We start from the raw sequence: 14,846 nt of genomic DNA on the forward strand, positions 1-14,846 counted from the left end.
CCAAGAATAAGAGGGGAAGGAGGGCCGCTGTGGCCAATCTTTTTGATTATCTGAAATGGCGGGGCGATATCCAGATGGAAATAGACGGATTTAACGCCGTCGACAATTTGATTTTTTCAGAGCTGGTTTACGTCGATTTGGAAGACGCCGTGCCGGAGGCCTGGGAGGTCGGCGTCACCCTCGCAGAAGCGGCAGCGCGCTACAAAGCCGGCGAGGATGAGAAGCAAGCGGCGTCCTTTTCGGTCTACAAACAGAAAGCGGTTTCGCTGCTCCTCGAAGCCGCAAGGACAAGGCGCTTCCGGGATGTGCTGATGCGCGCCTTTGTCAGCCGCGTGAGCGATTCGGCAGAGGGGCAGATGGCGGCAGTCACCTTTGAGATGCCTGACCAACACCATTACGTGGCTTTTCGCGGCACCGACGACTCCTTTGTGGGCTGGAAAGAGGATTTCAATCTCTCCTATCTGCCCGAGACGGAGGGCCAGCGCCAGTCAGCCGCCTATCTGAACCGCCACTTCGCAGGGCGCGGGGATCATCTGATGGTCGGCGGCCATTCCAAGGGCGGCAATTTCGCCGTGTACGCGGCGGCCATGGCCGCGCCGGGGGTGAGGGCCCGGATCGACCGCATCTACAGCAACGACGGCCCCGGCTTTCGGGAGGCCTTCGTCAGCCGGGCAGGCTATCTGGCGGTGCGGGACCGGATTGTACACCTCATTCCGTCGGCATCGGTCATCGGCGTGCTGATGTCCGGCGACACGCCCCACACCGTTGTCGAAAGCGACGCCCAGGGCATCGTCCAGCACGACGGCTTCAGCTGGCAGGTCCTTGGGAAAGACTTCGTTCCCGGCGGGCGCACCGCCTTAAGCCTGTACATCGAGGACACCTTAAGCCGGTGGATTGAGGGCGAGAGCGACGCCGACCGGCGGCATTTCGTCGACAGCCTTTTCAGCATTTTCGGCGAGAGTCTCGATCAGATGGACGATCTGGCGAACAAGCGCTTCGTCTCTCTGGCCAAATGCGTGCGCGCGCTGAAAAATATGCCGGAGGCCGCGCGCCAGCAGTTCATCAAGGTCACCCTCGACCTTTTGAAACAAGGGGGCGCCGTCGCCGGCGAAAAATCTGAGCATTGGCTCAAGGGCATCGAGGACAAACTCCCCGAGATGAAGCTTTCACTGCCTGATAAACTTAAAAAATAATAAAAATCAAGCGGATGATATTGTCTTTTTACGATAAAATTAATATAATATATAACAAGATCATGAATAAAAACGGTTGAGTCATTAGGAAAACGACAAAGGAAGCACAACATGAAAACAAGTGAAACAATAGATTGGACACTGAGTGATGAATGGCCGGGATTGATCGAACAAATCAGCCAGGGCATTATCAACAGCCGGCACGCATTGGGCATGACCCAGAAAGAGCTCTCGAAACTGACTGGCATTTCCCAGAGCGATATCAGCCGGATTGAAAACGGCAACGCGAACCCGTCCGCCAAGACGTTAATGCGGCTCGCCAAGGCGTTGAACCGGGAAATCCGTCTCACCTTTGAACCCAAGGCGGACGACGGCGAGGAAGAATAAAAATTAATCCGACAGCAAAACCCACTTCGCGACAAGCGCGGTCTGCACCCTGCCCGGCAGGGCAGCAGATTCACAATCGCAGGAAGTGGGTTTATTTTTTTCTTATTTTAATTTTCGGCGGGTTTATCCTTTGACGATTCCGCCGTGGATTTCCATATTGATTTCAGCGATTTCCTTTTCGCCCGCAAAATAGGGCTCGTACATCGATTCCAGCCGGCCGCTGCCGAGACTGCCGCAGCCATTGCAGAAATTGCAGGAACCGCCGCAGACGCTTAAGGCCCGGGCGACAATGCGTTCCCGTTCTTCACGGGTCGTATCTTTAATTAGAATAGATTGTGGTTGTTTCAATGGGATGACCTCCTTAGAGAATGCTGAATTTATGATACCAATTTTTCAGTAGGTTATAAAGATTTAAGCGGTTTTATTTTACATACCCAACCTTAATTTAGACTGATTTTAAACTAAAGGAAATTTGCTTGTTCATTCGAACAAAATAGCATAAAATACCTTGACAAGAGAAATTAGGGATGCTAAACTCTGTTTGCCGTTAGGACAGACGAACATAGTTTGATAAGACAAAATGTGTTTGATTTGACAAACGACATCAGCATTGAATAAAAGATTGTACAGCAGAAAAAGGAGGCAGATTGATGGCAACGCTCAAAGACGTTGACGTGGGGAGCACGGTAAGAATTAAAAAAATTCACGGGGCAGGCCCGATTAAAAAGCGCATCATGGATATGGGGCTGACGAAGGGTCAGGCGATCGTCGTTCGAAAGGTCGCGCCCCTCGGGGATCCCATTGAAATCACGGTGCGCAACTACGAACTGAGTCTTCGCAAAGAAGACGCGGGCATGGTCGAAGTGGAATAAAAAAGGAAAGAGAAAGGGAGTCATAACATGTCAAAGATTATTGCCTTGGCCGGCAATCCGAACTGCGGGAAGACCACTTTGTTCAACTCGCTGACCGGCGCCAACCAATACGTCGGGAACTGGCCGGGGGTTACCGTTGAAAAGAAGGAAGGCCGGCTGAAAGGCCATAAAGAGGTCACCATCACGGACCTTCCGGGGATTTACTCACTGTCGCCTTACACGCTCGAAGAAGTGGTCGCCCGGGATTACATCATTCAGGAGCGGCCCGATGCCATCATCAACATCATCGACGGCGCCAACCTGGAGCGCAATTTGTATTTAACGACTCAGGTTTTGGAATGCGGCATTCCGACGGTGATCGCCGTCAACATGCTCGACTTGATCGAAAAAGCCGGCGATAAAATAGATTATAAAAAGCTATCCAAAATCACCGGCTGCCCGGTGGTGCCGATTTCGGCGCTGAAGGGCCGCGGAGTGAACGAATTGGTCGAAACGGCGTTGCAGCTCGCGGAATCAAAGAAAAAATACGTGCCGGCCCACCGCTTCTCCGGACCGGTGGAACATTGCCTGGCCCATATCGAAGAGGCTCTGCTCCACGATTTGCCGGAGGAAGAACAGCGCTGGTATTCGGTCAAAGTTTTTGAAAATGACGAAAAAGCGCTGGCGCCCCTTCATCTCGATCCTAAAAAGGTCGCCCACGCGAGAGAAGACGTCATTGCCTGCGAAAAGGAATTGGACGACGACGCCGAATCCATTATCACATGCGAACGCTACGACGTGATCGCCGATTGGGTTAAGGACACGTACGTCAAGAAAAACGCCGGCAAATTGTCCGTTTCGGATAAAATAGACCGGATCGTCACCAACCGCATTTTGGGCCTGCCCATCTTTGTTGGGATCATGTTCCTCGTTTATTACGTTTCGATTACGACCATCGGCACGATGGCCACGGACTGGGTCAACGATGTGCTCGTCGGCGACTGGATCACCAACGCCGCGCGCGGCGCTATGACTGCCGCCCATGTGGCGCCGTGGCTGACAGGCCTCGTCGTCGACGGGATCATCGCCGGGGTCGGCTCGGTGATCGGCTTTCTGCCGCAGATGATGGTTTTCTTCTTCTTTCTAGCTCTGCTGGAAAGTTGCGGCTACATGGCGCGGATTGCCTTTGTCCTCGACCGGGTATTTAGAAAATTCGGCCTGTCGGGCAAATCCTTCATTCCGATTTTGATCGGCAGCGGCTGCGGTGTTCCGGGCGTCATGGGGACGCGGACCATTGAAAACGACCGCGACCGACGGATGACCATCATGACGACGACGTTCATCCCGTGTTCAGCTAAACTGCCCATCATCGCGCTGATTTCAGGCGCGGTCTTCGGCGGCAGCGGCGCGGTGGCGACCTCGGCTTATTTCATGGGAATTGCCGCCATCATCTGCTCGGGGATCATTTTGAAGAAAACCAAATGGTTCGCCGGTGATCCGGCCCCCTTTGTCATGGAACTGCCGGCCTATCACTGGCCGCGTCTGGTGGATGTGCTCCGCTCGGTTTGGGATAGAGCCTCCCACTTCTTGAAGAAGGCCGGCACGATCATCACCCTGGCCACCATTTTGATTTGGTTCCTCCAGGCCTTCGGCGTCGAAGGCGGATCCTTTGGGATGGTCGAAAACATCGATCACTCGATTTTGGCCGCCATTGGCAATGGCCTCGCTTTTATCTTCATCCCGCTGGGATGGGGAACGTGGAAACCGGTTGTGGCCACGGTGACCGGCCTCATCGCCAAGGAAAACGTCGTCGGGACCTTTGGGATTCTCTACCACGCGGCGTCCAGCGCGGAAGCGGGAAGCGCCCATCTGTGGGCGAATGTCGCAAAATCCTATACGCCGATTACCGCCTATTCCTTCCTGGCTTTCAACCTGCTCTGCGCCCCTTGCTTTGCAGCTATCGGCGCCATCCGCACGGAAATGAACTCCGGCAAATGGACCGCAAGAGCGATCGGCTACGAATGCCTGCTCGCTTATCTGGTGGCGTTGGTCATCAATCAGCTCGGCGGACTCATCGCCGGCGCACACGGTTTCGGCTTCGGCCCGGCAGTGGCCATCCTGATTGTGATCGGCTTCGTTTATCTGCTCGTCAGACCGGACCCCAACAAAAAACTTTTAGACGCCGCACACGCAGAAGACGTGTCCATTGGCTGAGCTTCTGAAATAGAAATTTAAATTGAAATAGTTTCTTCATTATAATATAGAAAGGTGGATCAATATGTTAGGTTCAATCATTGTGGGTCTCATCGTCATTTTGATTGTTGTCGCCGCGGTGAGGTCCCTGTATCGATCTGTCAAAAACGGCGGCACCATCCAGTGCGGGAACTGCCCCAGCGCTGGGGCCTGCCACGGCAGCTGCAAGAGCGGTCCGACGCCGGAACAGCGGGAATGGATCAACACCTACAGCAGCCGAAAACACAAAGCATAATCGCTTTCCCTGTGGATTCTCCACATGATATATAAATATGCAGGCGGAAAACCGCCTGTCCTCCTTCTTTGATGATTAAAAAGGGAAAGACCGCTTCAATCAACGTCTGTGCGAAAAGCACACGCATGGCCCAACGCGGGTTTATTTCATCGCCGTGAGCATTCACGCGATTCCTCTTCTTTCAGCTTACCGCAGAGGCCATAAGGATCTGAAAAATTCAAACACCTTATCCATCGATCCGAGATCCCCGCTGATTTTAGCGAAGGAGCCGCCGGTCTTGCCTCGTGGATAATGTGGACGGGAATTAGTGCCTCCCCGAAGTATTTGGGGAAGATCGGCTGTTTTTATTGGATGTGAAAAGAAAATGAAAAGGAGTGAATGGCGATGCCTTTATCACTTGTTGATCTCAATCAGGAGGTCATAATTAAATTTATCCGCGGCAACGACAAAGTCATGAAACACATGAACGACTTGGGCTTTGTCGTCGGTGCGGTGGTTAAGCCCGTTCAAAAACTGGGCGGCAATTTGATCGTTGCGATCAAAGACAGCCGGATTGCCATCGATGAATCGATGGCGAGAAAGATTATCGTCTGAGTACGGTCGCGCGGCAAATCGCTGCGCCGCAAAACATCATGATGAGGCGCCCCGGTTTTGACCGGGTGCGCGATTAAATCAATGCCAGCACGTTGCAATCGTGCCGCCTTGTTTAGAGGCGATAGGAGTGTGGCGTGCTAAAAAAACCACAAAAAGTTAGATAAAACTAATAAGGAGTATCATTATGGCTAAATATGCAATTGTATTTTGGAGCGGTACCGGCAACACAGAAGCGATGGCCGGGCCGATTGCGAAGCGCTGGGCAAGGCGTTAGTCGAAGCCTGAAAACGCGTGAAGCAGCCATGTCCGATTTGCAGTTGATCCGCAATTGTGCGCCGACTCTGGCGGGAATGAAGGTCGGCAGTCTGTTTAATGTCATGGAAAAGGAAGAAGCCCAGGTGAATTTCTGGCTCGAACGATGGAACGCGCTGCTCAACGGGAAAGGGGTGCATGTCCGATGTTTGAAGTACACCGGAAGTGCTGCCTTGATGTACGTCTACAGGATGGAGGCGCTCGATGAACAGCTGAGCCAGCCAGCGGTGCAAGCCTTGATGCGGCAGATGAACTATCCGGCTGGCGGAAGCGTGCGCCAAATCGATCATTTGGCGGCGCACCTTAAAAATCATTCCGAATTTCCCCACGAGATTGGGCTTTTCCTCGGCTATCCGCTGGAGGATGTCTGGGGATTTATGTGCAAAAAAGGGAGAGACTACAAATGCTCGGGATGTTGGAAAGTGTACGGCGACGCTGAAAAGGCAAAGGCGTGCTTTGCAAAATACCGCCGTTGTACAAATCATTTCGTCAAGCATTATAAGAATGGCGTCACGCTGTGCCAGCTGACCGTTTAACATACTGGTCAATGAATAAAAGCGCAAAAAAGACGGCTTATTCTGCAAATAACTGCAGAACAGGCCGTCTTTTGTCATTGCTGCCAGACCGTATCGATGTGCTCGCTGATGTCCTGGGTTCGTGTTGAAGGCGAATAGGTGTGTTCGTAGATGAACCGGTGCAGGGTCTGCACGTTTTCGCTTAACGACATCGGGAAGACGTAGGACTGCCCCTTAAGGTAGCCGAGACTCAGCTGGTTCGCGTCCGGAATCTGCTGCTGCTGAAAGTCGGCATTTCGAATCAGCGCGATGTTAAACAAAAATTTAAAAATTCGGGCGTTGGACATATTGGTTTTTATGTAGGGCTTGATCGTTTTGTAGAGCCGGTACTGCTTCGACAGGCTCATTTTCTTCGCCTTGTTTAAAACCTTTTGCATGACGGTGCGCTGGCGCTGCGTGCGCCCGAAATCCCCGTTGCCGACGTAGCGGATGCGCGAATATGCCAGCGCCTGGACGCCGTTTAAATGCTTGGTGCCGCTGCCGGTGATGTGCTTCGCGCTGGTGTTGTTGGTCCGGTTGATGTTGTCGACATAATCGTTCAGGACTTTGACTTCAGCGGACGAGAGATCGACGTCGACCCCGCCGACTGCATTGACCACCTTAATGGTGCAGTTGAAGTTGATGACGATGTAATCGGTGACTGCCGTGTCGAAATTGGTGTTGATAGTCTTGAGGGCGAGGGTCGGGCCGCCGTACGCGTAGGCGGCATTGAGCTTGCCGTAGTCGTGCCCTGGAATTTGGACGTAGGTGTCGCGCATCAGCGACGTGGCCTTGATTTTCTTGTGCTTGTTGTCGCTGGTCACGATCATGATGGAGTCGGAGCGCGCACCGGCGACGTCAGAACGCGAATCGATCCCAAAGACGGCGACGTTCATAATCCGCTTGCCGCTGGCTTCAGTGGCGGCCTTGAGGCTGATGCCCCGGGAGGGACTGACGGTCACGAAAACCGGCCAGATCAGCACGACGTAAGTGGCGACGAGAAGCGCAGCCAAAAGGGCCGCCAAAGAAAGCCAGAGTTTTTTTCGGCTTCTTTTTTTAGGAAGCGGGGCGGAAGGGCCGCCAGTTCGGTATCGGGGGTGACCCGCTGGCCGGCGGTGTCGGGCGCCGTTGGGCTGGCACCGCAGCTTTTCTGGCGCTGCAGCCGCGCTCGGGCGGCGCTGTGCGTTAGATGCGGTGCGTCTGCGGGGCGGCTGGCCTTGGCGCGCACCCTCAGGGCGCTGAATGCGGCCGGTGGTCCGGCGGACGACCCGCGGCCCTTCGCAGGGCGTCTGCCGTTTCGGCGGTTGAGCACTTGCTCGGCGCAGGGTGCCGGATGATGGGGGTCGCACGGTCCTTTTTCGTGGCGGCTGCCCTGTGCCCTGGGTTGAAGGCCTTCGGTGCATTTGGGGTTGAACAGGCCGTTTCGTCGGGCGGCTCTGCGTCGCATCAGTGCTGTAACGCCGCGGCGGTCTGGCAGCATTGCCCTGGGTACTGCCGCTGGATGGCCGGGACGGGTATGTGCGATGGGTGGTTGAAGATCTTTGAGCAGATCGTTGAGCTCCGGAACGTTCAGCCAGCCGTCTTCGGCGGGCCAGTTCAGCGCGTTCGCTTTCGGTTAAAGGTCTTCGCTGTTTTGATCGATGATTCAAGATACTTCTCCATACGTTAAAATTTAACTGACTTATTATATCACGAAGTGTCAAGTATCGCCTTGAATCGCAAAAAAATGCATAAATTGTGATTTATAAATATAAAAAATACACATTCGAGAAAACATTTGTTATAATAACACTATCTCAAACTGAGGAGTTGAATTTATGACAGATCAAGAGAGCCGAAAATGGCTTTTATATATTTTTGACTGTATCGCGTTGGCGGTCGGGAATTTCGGCATGCTGGGCGTATCCAAATTTGCCTTTCACGCGGAGATCAGGACCGACTTAATCGTCGTTGTGCTGTTTATGCTCTGCATCCGCCTGCTGATCGTAGCGGTGGGCGATTTTACGGGCTTTTGCGATAAGCTTTGGCACACCGTGGTGATTGTCGCCGTCGCAGAAATGGCGGTGGTCATCGTCGAATACGTGATGGTTTACGGCTTGTCCCAGCGTTTTTTAGGCATGACAGCTGCGGCCGACTTGATTCTCATCATGCTCGTTCACATTTTCTGGCGGCGCAGACAGCGCCGAGCCCTTTTAACGGACGGCGCCGATCAGGCTGAAACGGCGAGCGCCGCTGCGGCACAGCAGGGAACGGTTGCCGATGCAGCAAATGAAGCGCCAGAGGGCGAATCGGAAGATGATCGGGACAGCAAAGTCAGCTGGCTGCTTCGCGGCAGCGTGTTGGACGAACCCGAAGCGTCTGAAGATATCGAAGAAGATGACGAAGGGGCTGAAGCGTCTGCGGCGTCAGAAACGCCAGAGGACGAAGAAGAAACGGACAGCGGCACGGCCCTCGATTGGCTGTCCGACGATGACGATTTCGAGACGGAAGGATCGGCGCTGTTCACCTCAGAGGATGATGAACCAGACGAAGCTGAACCTGAAACAACGTTAGATGAAGTATCGCCCGAACCGGAAGACACGCCGGCATTCGGCGAGACAGAAGTGCCGAATAAGGCAGTTTTTGAAGAAAATGACGAAACTGAAATAGGCGAAGCCGAGCCGGACGAAAGCGTCCTTGAATCCGACGAAGCTGAAACGGCTGAACCTGAAGCGGAAGAAAGCGAAATTCAGGAAGCGGAACCGGAAGAGGCGGAAGGCGAAAGCCAAGAAGCCGTTTTTGAACCTGAATCAACAGCCGCTGAGACTGCAGCAGATGACCAGATAAATCGACAAGAAGCCGCTTATATCAATGTCGAAGATGATTTGAACGATTTTATCGACGGCTTAAGCGCGGATGTCTCCGACGATATCTACAAAGAAACGGCCACCCGGCTTAGGACTTCCCTCGAGCAGCTGCTTGCGTTTAGAACCGATGAGCCATTCGTCTCGACGAGCCGCGAGCTTATGGAACAGCTGAAAGCCACCAAGACCCGTGAAGATTTAAGCGCTGCCGCCATCGACAACGTCATTGCCGTGGCCCAGCAGATCGATTCCATCGAACAGGTTGAAGATGTCATCGAAGCGCCGGAAGCGACAACTGAAAAACCAGTTGAAGCGCATCGCGTCCAACAGCCGGATTACAAGATTCAGGATGACGAAATCCTCCTTGACAGCGGCGATTCAGAAATCATCATCTCAAAAGAAGACCTGGAACACATTCGCCGTTACATGAAAAATCGTCGAAAATAATAAAATAAAACGCGAACCTTTATCTCTAAAAAGCGGGATAAAGGTTCTTTTTTTGCCATGAAAAAAGCACAGCCGATTCCATTCAGCTGTGCTTTGATCTATTTTGGATTGATGATCAATTAGAAGAATTTTCGATCTGCAGATTCGATTTAAGCTGCGACAGGGTGAAACTTTCCGTGTGGGCGATGGGTTCCCAAGTGGTCAGCGGCTTGAGGATGCAGGCGAAATTGATGACCGTCCAGGACACGATGAAGAACCAGAACGAGAAATAAGAAGCCGTTCTAACCGAACTGTTCTTGTGGTGCTCGTGGCGGACCAGCCAGTGGGTGAACTGAATCGTCAGCAGAATGCCGATGACACTTGACGCAATGGTGAAGTAATTCTGCGTCTGCGGGATCTGCAGGTTGATCGAAATCATCATCGTGATGATGAACGATACGAAGCCGTAAATCGTAGAGATGACTTGAAGCAGCGGCGCCGACAGGTAAAGGATCATGTCAAGGCAGGCGAAGCGGCGGGTTTCCTTAAAGCTCTGCCAGAGCTTCGGCGCGTAGTGGGAGAAGCACTGAATGGTGCCGGTGGACCAGCGCTTGCGCTGTTTCCAGGACGTTTTAAAGTCGATGGGATGTTCGTCGTAAGTCCGGGCGTCGGGAATCCAAGCGATGTCCTGCCCTTTAATGATGTTCTGTGTCGTGAATTCAATGTCTTCGGTCAGACTGAAGGTTCGAAAGCCGGAATTGTCCTTCTTTAAAACTTTGGCCGAAACCATAAATCCGGTGCCGTTCAGCGCGGCGGATAAGCCGACGTTTTGCCGGGCCTGGTTGATAAAGCGGTTGACCATGTAGTAGAAAATCGTCTGACAGCCCGAAACCCACGAGGTTTTGGGATTTTTGCTTTCGCGGTAGCCCTGACCGATTTCCACACCGGCGCACATGGCGTTGTTCATGGCCTGAAAAAAATCCTGCTGAACCAAATTGTCGGCATCGAAAATGCAGAACGCGTCGTAAACGTCGTTGTGGGCAAAGGTGTGATCGAAGAATTCTTCGAGGGCGCCGCCCTTTGAGTGCACCGCAGCAGAGCAGTGGAAGGTTTTGGCGCCGTGGGCCAATGTCACCTCTTCGGTATTGTCGGTGCAGTTGTTGGGCAGAACGTAAATGTCGTAGAGCGCTTTGGGATAATGCTGCTCTTTGAGCGAGTCGATGAGATTGCCGACCACGCCGGCTTCGTTTCGCGCGGCGATTACCGCGGCAAATTTTTTCTGCGGCGGCGCCTGAGGGTAAGCCTTCGATTTGAATAATCCCATGACACCAATGATGATGTAATAGGCGCCGTAAATTGTAAAGGGCAGACCCAGAATGATTAACGCAGTCTGGATCGCATCTTGTACCATCATAGATAACCTTCCTTTTATATCCTTATTTTATTGAGTGAATTCATTTTCTGAGGAGGATGAGAAATATTGTATTTTCCCCAAATTCCGGTGTTATTTTATCATCATTTCGGGATTTTGACAAGAAAGCCGGGAAAATATAGGGAAATATTAAGATTGACAGAAGGGCTTCGATATAATACAATACCCTTGTTTTAAAAATACACACTTTATTCGGAAAGACCGAAAAGGTAGTGAGGAGTAAAAATGAAACAACAAAATAATTCAAAGCAGAAGACCCGTTGGCTGGTCACGTTGGCTATGTTTGCCGCAATCATCGTATTGCTGGCTTTCACACCGTTGGGATTGATCCCGCTTCCCTTTATTAAGGCGACGACGATTCAAATACCGGTCGTTATCGGAGCCGTTCTGCTGGGGCCCTTGGCTGGCGGCATCTTAGGTGGCGTCTTTGGCATTTGCTCGATGGTCAACGCAACGGTTGCGCCGACACCGATGAGCTTTGCCTTTTCTCCGGCACTTGCGATGAACGCAAGCGGTGCAGTCAAGGCGGTTTGGATCGCCCTCGGATGCCGAATCTGCATCGGAATCGTCGCCGGATGGATCTGGCGCGGACTGAAAAAGGTCAAGATGAACGACATCCCGGCTCTCGCCATTACAGGTGCGGCCGGCGCGATGACCAACACAGCCCTTGTCATGGGCAGCATTTATCTGCTGTTGGCTCAGGAATATGCCAAAAGTATCGGCAGTTCCATGAGTGCAGTGTTTAAGGTGATCATGGGCGTAGTGGCTGGCAACGGCATTCCGGAAGCCATCGTCACAGCAATTCTCGTGACCGTTATCGGCAAAGCGCTTCTGGCGCTGATCAAGCGGTCGACAAAATAACAACATAATATTTGGCAAGGCGTCAGGCGTTTGTCTGACGTCTGTTTTTTTATTCAAAGGAGATTTATGAAATTCAATACATTGGCCATTGGGGAAACGACACGGCAGGCGATCGATCAAATGGGATTTTCGGAAATGACGCCCATTCAGGAGCGCGCGATTCCTGTGCTTTTAGACGGCAAAGACGTCATCGGCCGTTCACAGACCGGGACAGGGAAGACCCTTGCCTTTGCCATTCCATCGGTCACAACCATTGATGCCGCACGCCGACAGCCTCAGGTGCTCGTGCTGCTGCCGACACGGGAGCTGGCCATTCAAGTCGCCGGGGAATTTGACAAGCTCACGGCCTTTGATGACGCCCTTTCTGTGGCGCTGCTTTACGGCGGCGAGCGGTTTGACCATCAGCTGCGGGCGCTGCGCGGTGGCGCGCAGATTGTTGTCGGCACGCCAGGCCGCACCTTGGACCATCTGCGGCGCGGCACCCTGCGCCTCGACCAGTTGCGCATCGCCGTTCTCGACGAAGCCGATGAAATGCTCGACATGGGCTTCCGGGAAGACATCGAAGGGATTTTGTCTCAGATCGGCCATCCAGTTCAGACGGCGCTGTTCTCGGCGACCATGCCAAAGCCCATTCTCGAACTGGCCGGCCGCTTTCAGCGCAACCCCGAAAAAATCGAAGTGGCGCCAAAACGCATCGTCGCTTCGGGGATCGATCAGAAAGTTTTCGTCGTCAAGAAAGGCATGAAGCTTGAAGCCCTGATGCGCCTGCTTGAGGTGTTTGAAATGCAGAAAGCGCTCATTTTCTGCAACACGAAGCGCGCCGTGGATACCGTCGCAATGCAGCTGATCGATCAGGGGTATCCGGTGAGCAAGCTCCACGGCGACATCGATCAATCCGCCAGACAGGCGGTGCTCACGCGCTTTACCCGATCGAAGCACGGGGCCCTTGTCGCGACGGATGTTGCGGCCCGCGGCATCGACATCGACGATATCGATCTCGTGATCAATTACGACGTGCCGGAAAATGTCGAAGACTACGTCCACCGGATCGGGCGCACCGGCCGCGCCGGGCGAAAAGGAACGGCTCTGACCTTAGCGCAGAACCGCGATCGCTTCCACCTTGAAAAGATCGAAGCCTACACGAAAAAGAAAATGACCCGGGAGATGATCCCGACGGGATCCGACATTCAAGTCCTCAAGCGTCAGCAGATGACAGAAAAGCTCGCTTCGGATTGCAAGGCGGCCCGCGGTCAGGCTGAAAACGGCGAGTCGGACGGCATTTACAGTGAGATTTTAAATACGCTTAAGGAGACTGGGTTTTCAAGCGACGAGATCGCCTGGGCGCTGCTCAAGCAGTGCATGCCGCTGACCGCTTACGATGAGACGGATCTCAACGATCAGATTCAGACCGTCGGCATGGGAAAGAAAGGCACCAGCAGCCGGAAACGCCGGAAGGGCCGCGGACATCAAGATCCAAAATCGGGTGTGCGGATCATGATCAGCGCGGGGAAAAAGGACGGCGCGAAAAAAGGCGATATTCTCGGCGCGATTTGCGGCGAGTCGGGGATTTCCAGCGATGAAGTTGGAGATATCGCCGTGTTCGGGCATTTTTCAACGGCGGTTGTGGCTGACGACCAAGTGGCGAAAGTCATTGCGAGCTTGGAAGGGGCGCGGATTAAGCGCAGCGTCGTTTCAGCCTCCATCGCAGGGAAAAAGAAAGATAAAAAGAAAAAAGGGCACCGCCCGGGCAAGCATCACGGCAAAAAGAAAAAGTCGAAGTGAGTTTCACTTCGACTTTTTTTATACGCTTTTGATGATTACGCTTCAGCCTTCCATAATCCGTGGAGATTGCAGAATTCGTAAGCCGCGATCAGTTTATCATCAGCGGTTAATTCAAAAGAAGCCTTTGGCGCTTCGCCCGGTTTTAAGTATTTGACCTGAACGCCCTGAGCGGTTTCGATCGCGATAAACTGGATATAATGTTTTTCGATCATGGGGTGTTCCACTGAACCGACAACGACGTCAACGTGGGTGCCGTCCTGTGTAATGACCGGAACGTGTTTTTCTGTTGCTGCATCTGTTGTGTTGGCGGTTAATTCGTTCATATCAACGCCGCAGCAAACTGGGGTGCACGGTGAATCCTGGAGTACATAAACCATCTGTCCGCATTTCGAGCATTTGTAAATTTTCATATTGGCCTCCTTCTATGTGCAATACGATTTCATAGTTTTATTATAGAGCTTAACTTTGTTTTTGTAAAGGAAGGGGCGCGAAAATAAGCCCGTCTTAAGATAAGATTTGTCGCATCACATATTAGAATCAATCAACAAAAGATCAATCGTAATAATCCTTCGCCTTTTTCCGCCGCTTGAGCTCAGCCTTTAACCAGGCAAAGGTCGCGTCTTCGCCTTCGTCCCTGAGCTTTTTGAGCAGAAATTCCAGCTCTTGGTGGGTCGTGGGGTGCATGTAGGGGGAATCCTTCATGTGCTGGTAATAGTCCCAGGGGTGATGCTCAGTGTATTTGTCTTTCAAATAGATTTTGCTGGCAGCGACCCGGTCGCAGAACATTTCGGCCACGTATTTGTAAGGCATTCGGAAGCCAACCATTTTGGTGTGATCTTTGAGATCTAAATCGATCCAGTATTCAAAATGGTGTTTGTTGCGCCCCTTGTGGTGCAGCCAGGCCCGGGAGATGCCGGTTTGGCGGCGCGCTTCCGCGTTGGGGCTGTGGGTGCCGGTAAAAAAGCGCACCCCTGTCGAAAATTCAGACCAGCTGTATTTACTCATGTCGTGGAGCAGCCCCTGTTTGTAGAGGCCGACTTTAAAACAATGCTGCATGACGAGCCATTTGTGATGGGTGATGGTCTTGAAATGGCCCCACCCCATAGAAAATGCGTTTTTCATA

The 14,846-nt window shown here is 52.7% G+C and carries 15 protein-coding genes; 10 read left to right on the plus strand and 5 right to left on the minus strand.

Features of this window, described 5'->3' with window-relative positions; genetic code table 11:
- The first annotated feature begins 29 nt into the window (after nucleotides 1–29).
- Nucleotides 30–1,193: an Mbeg1-like protein gene (locus FYJ52_RS00585; RefSeq protein WP_154575322.1), complete on the plus strand. Its 1,164-nt coding sequence runs from the start codon at nucleotides 30–32 to the stop codon at nucleotides 1,191–1,193.
- A gap of 111 nt (nucleotides 1,194–1,304) precedes the next feature.
- A complete protein-coding gene (locus FYJ52_RS00590) occupies nucleotides 1,305–1,580 on the plus strand; it encodes a helix-turn-helix domain-containing protein (RefSeq protein WP_154575323.1) in 276 nt (91 codons plus the stop codon).
- Between the two features lie 123 nt (nucleotides 1,581–1,703).
- Here FYJ52_RS00590 and FYJ52_RS00595 read toward each other — a convergent pair whose 3' ends face one another.
- A complete protein-coding gene (locus FYJ52_RS00595; RefSeq protein ID WP_154575324.1) occupies nucleotides 1,704–1,928 on the minus strand; it encodes a hypothetical protein in 225 nt (74 codons plus the stop codon).
- Nucleotides 1,929–2,230: 302 nt separating this feature from the next.
- On the opposite strand from FYJ52_RS00595, the gene FYJ52_RS00600 reads away from it, so the two are divergent.
- The 5 genes from FYJ52_RS00600 to FYJ52_RS00620 all read left to right on the plus strand — a co-directional run bounded on the left by FYJ52_RS00600 (nucleotide 2,231) and on the right by FYJ52_RS00620 (nucleotide 6,361).
- Nucleotides 2,231–2,452, plus strand: coding sequence for a FeoA family protein (locus tag FYJ52_RS00600; RefSeq protein WP_154575325.1), 222 nt, complete (start codon nucleotides 2,231–2,233; stop codon nucleotides 2,450–2,452).
- 27 nt (nucleotides 2,453–2,479) lie between these two features.
- Nucleotides 2,480–4,645, plus strand: a complete 2,166-nt coding sequence (gene feoB, locus FYJ52_RS00605; RefSeq protein WP_154575326.1) for a ferrous iron transport protein B — start codon at nucleotides 2,480–2,482, stop codon at nucleotides 4,643–4,645.
- Nucleotides 4,646–4,709: 64 nt separating this feature from the next.
- On the plus strand, nucleotides 4,710–4,919 hold the full coding sequence (locus FYJ52_RS00610) for a FeoB-associated Cys-rich membrane protein (protein ID WP_154575327.1): 210 nt from the start codon (nucleotides 4,710–4,712) through the stop codon (nucleotides 4,917–4,919).
- Nucleotides 4,920–5,303: 384 nt separating this feature from the next.
- Nucleotides 5,304–5,513, plus strand: coding sequence for a FeoA family protein (locus FYJ52_RS00615; protein ID WP_154575328.1), 210 nt, complete (start codon nucleotides 5,304–5,306; stop codon nucleotides 5,511–5,513).
- A gap of 302 nt (nucleotides 5,514–5,815) precedes the next feature.
- The gene (locus FYJ52_RS00620) at nucleotides 5,816–6,361 is read left to right on the plus strand and encodes a DUF3793 family protein (protein ID WP_205960712.1); all 546 of its coding nucleotides are present in this window, start codon (nucleotides 5,816–5,818) and stop codon (nucleotides 6,359–6,361) included.
- A gap of 74 nt (nucleotides 6,362–6,435) precedes the next feature.
- Here the strand turns inward: FYJ52_RS00620 and FYJ52_RS10275 are convergent, their stop codons facing one another.
- Complete coding sequence (locus FYJ52_RS10275) at nucleotides 6,436–7,728, minus strand: LCP family protein (protein ID WP_205960713.1); 1,293 nt, start codon at nucleotides 7,726–7,728, stop codon at nucleotides 6,436–6,438.
- Between the two features lie 468 nt (nucleotides 7,729–8,196).
- Here FYJ52_RS10275 and FYJ52_RS00630 point away from each other — a divergent pair, with 468 nt between their 5' ends.
- Nucleotides 8,197–9,669 carry a hypothetical protein gene (locus FYJ52_RS00630; protein ID WP_154575331.1) on the plus strand — a complete coding sequence of 491 codons (1,473 nt, stop codon included), beginning with the start codon at nucleotides 8,197–8,199 and terminating at the stop codon, nucleotides 9,667–9,669.
- Nucleotides 9,670–9,784: 115 nt separating this feature from the next.
- Here FYJ52_RS00630 and FYJ52_RS00635 read toward each other — a convergent pair whose 3' ends face one another.
- A complete protein-coding gene (locus FYJ52_RS00635; protein WP_235901449.1) occupies nucleotides 9,785–11,062 on the minus strand; it encodes a glycosyltransferase family 2 protein in 1,278 nt (425 codons plus the stop codon).
- A 243-nt stretch (nucleotides 11,063–11,305) separates the two neighbouring features.
- Between FYJ52_RS00635 and FYJ52_RS00640 the strand changes: the two genes are divergently transcribed.
- Together FYJ52_RS00640 and FYJ52_RS00645 are read left to right on the plus strand one after the other, a co-directional pair.
- Complete coding sequence (locus tag FYJ52_RS00640) at nucleotides 11,306–11,941, plus strand: ECF transporter S component (RefSeq protein ID WP_154575332.1); 636 nt, start codon at nucleotides 11,306–11,308, stop codon at nucleotides 11,939–11,941.
- Nucleotides 11,942–12,007: 66 nt separating this feature from the next.
- Nucleotides 12,008–13,723 carry a DEAD/DEAH box helicase gene (locus tag FYJ52_RS00645; protein WP_154575333.1) on the plus strand — a complete coding sequence of 572 codons (1,716 nt, stop codon included), beginning with the start codon at nucleotides 12,008–12,010 and terminating at the stop codon, nucleotides 13,721–13,723.
- A gap of 35 nt (nucleotides 13,724–13,758) precedes the next feature.
- On the opposite strand, the gene FYJ52_RS00650 is transcribed toward FYJ52_RS00645, so the two are convergent.
- Both FYJ52_RS00650 and FYJ52_RS00655 read right to left on the minus strand, forming a co-directional pair.
- Nucleotides 13,759–14,133, minus strand: coding sequence for a desulfoferrodoxin family protein (locus tag FYJ52_RS00650; RefSeq protein ID WP_154575334.1), 375 nt, complete (start codon nucleotides 14,131–14,133; stop codon nucleotides 13,759–13,761).
- A 142-nt stretch (nucleotides 14,134–14,275) separates the two neighbouring features.
- A complete protein-coding gene (locus tag FYJ52_RS00655; RefSeq protein WP_154575335.1) occupies nucleotides 14,276–14,845 on the minus strand; it encodes a DUF5662 family protein in 570 nt (189 codons plus the stop codon).
- Between the last annotated feature and the right edge of the window lies 1 nt (nucleotide 14,846).

Origin of the sequence: Pseudoramibacter porci, assembly GCF_009696145.1 — a bacterium.
Taxonomy (GTDB): domain Bacteria; phylum Bacillota; class Clostridia; order Eubacteriales; family Eubacteriaceae; genus Pseudoramibacter; species Pseudoramibacter porci.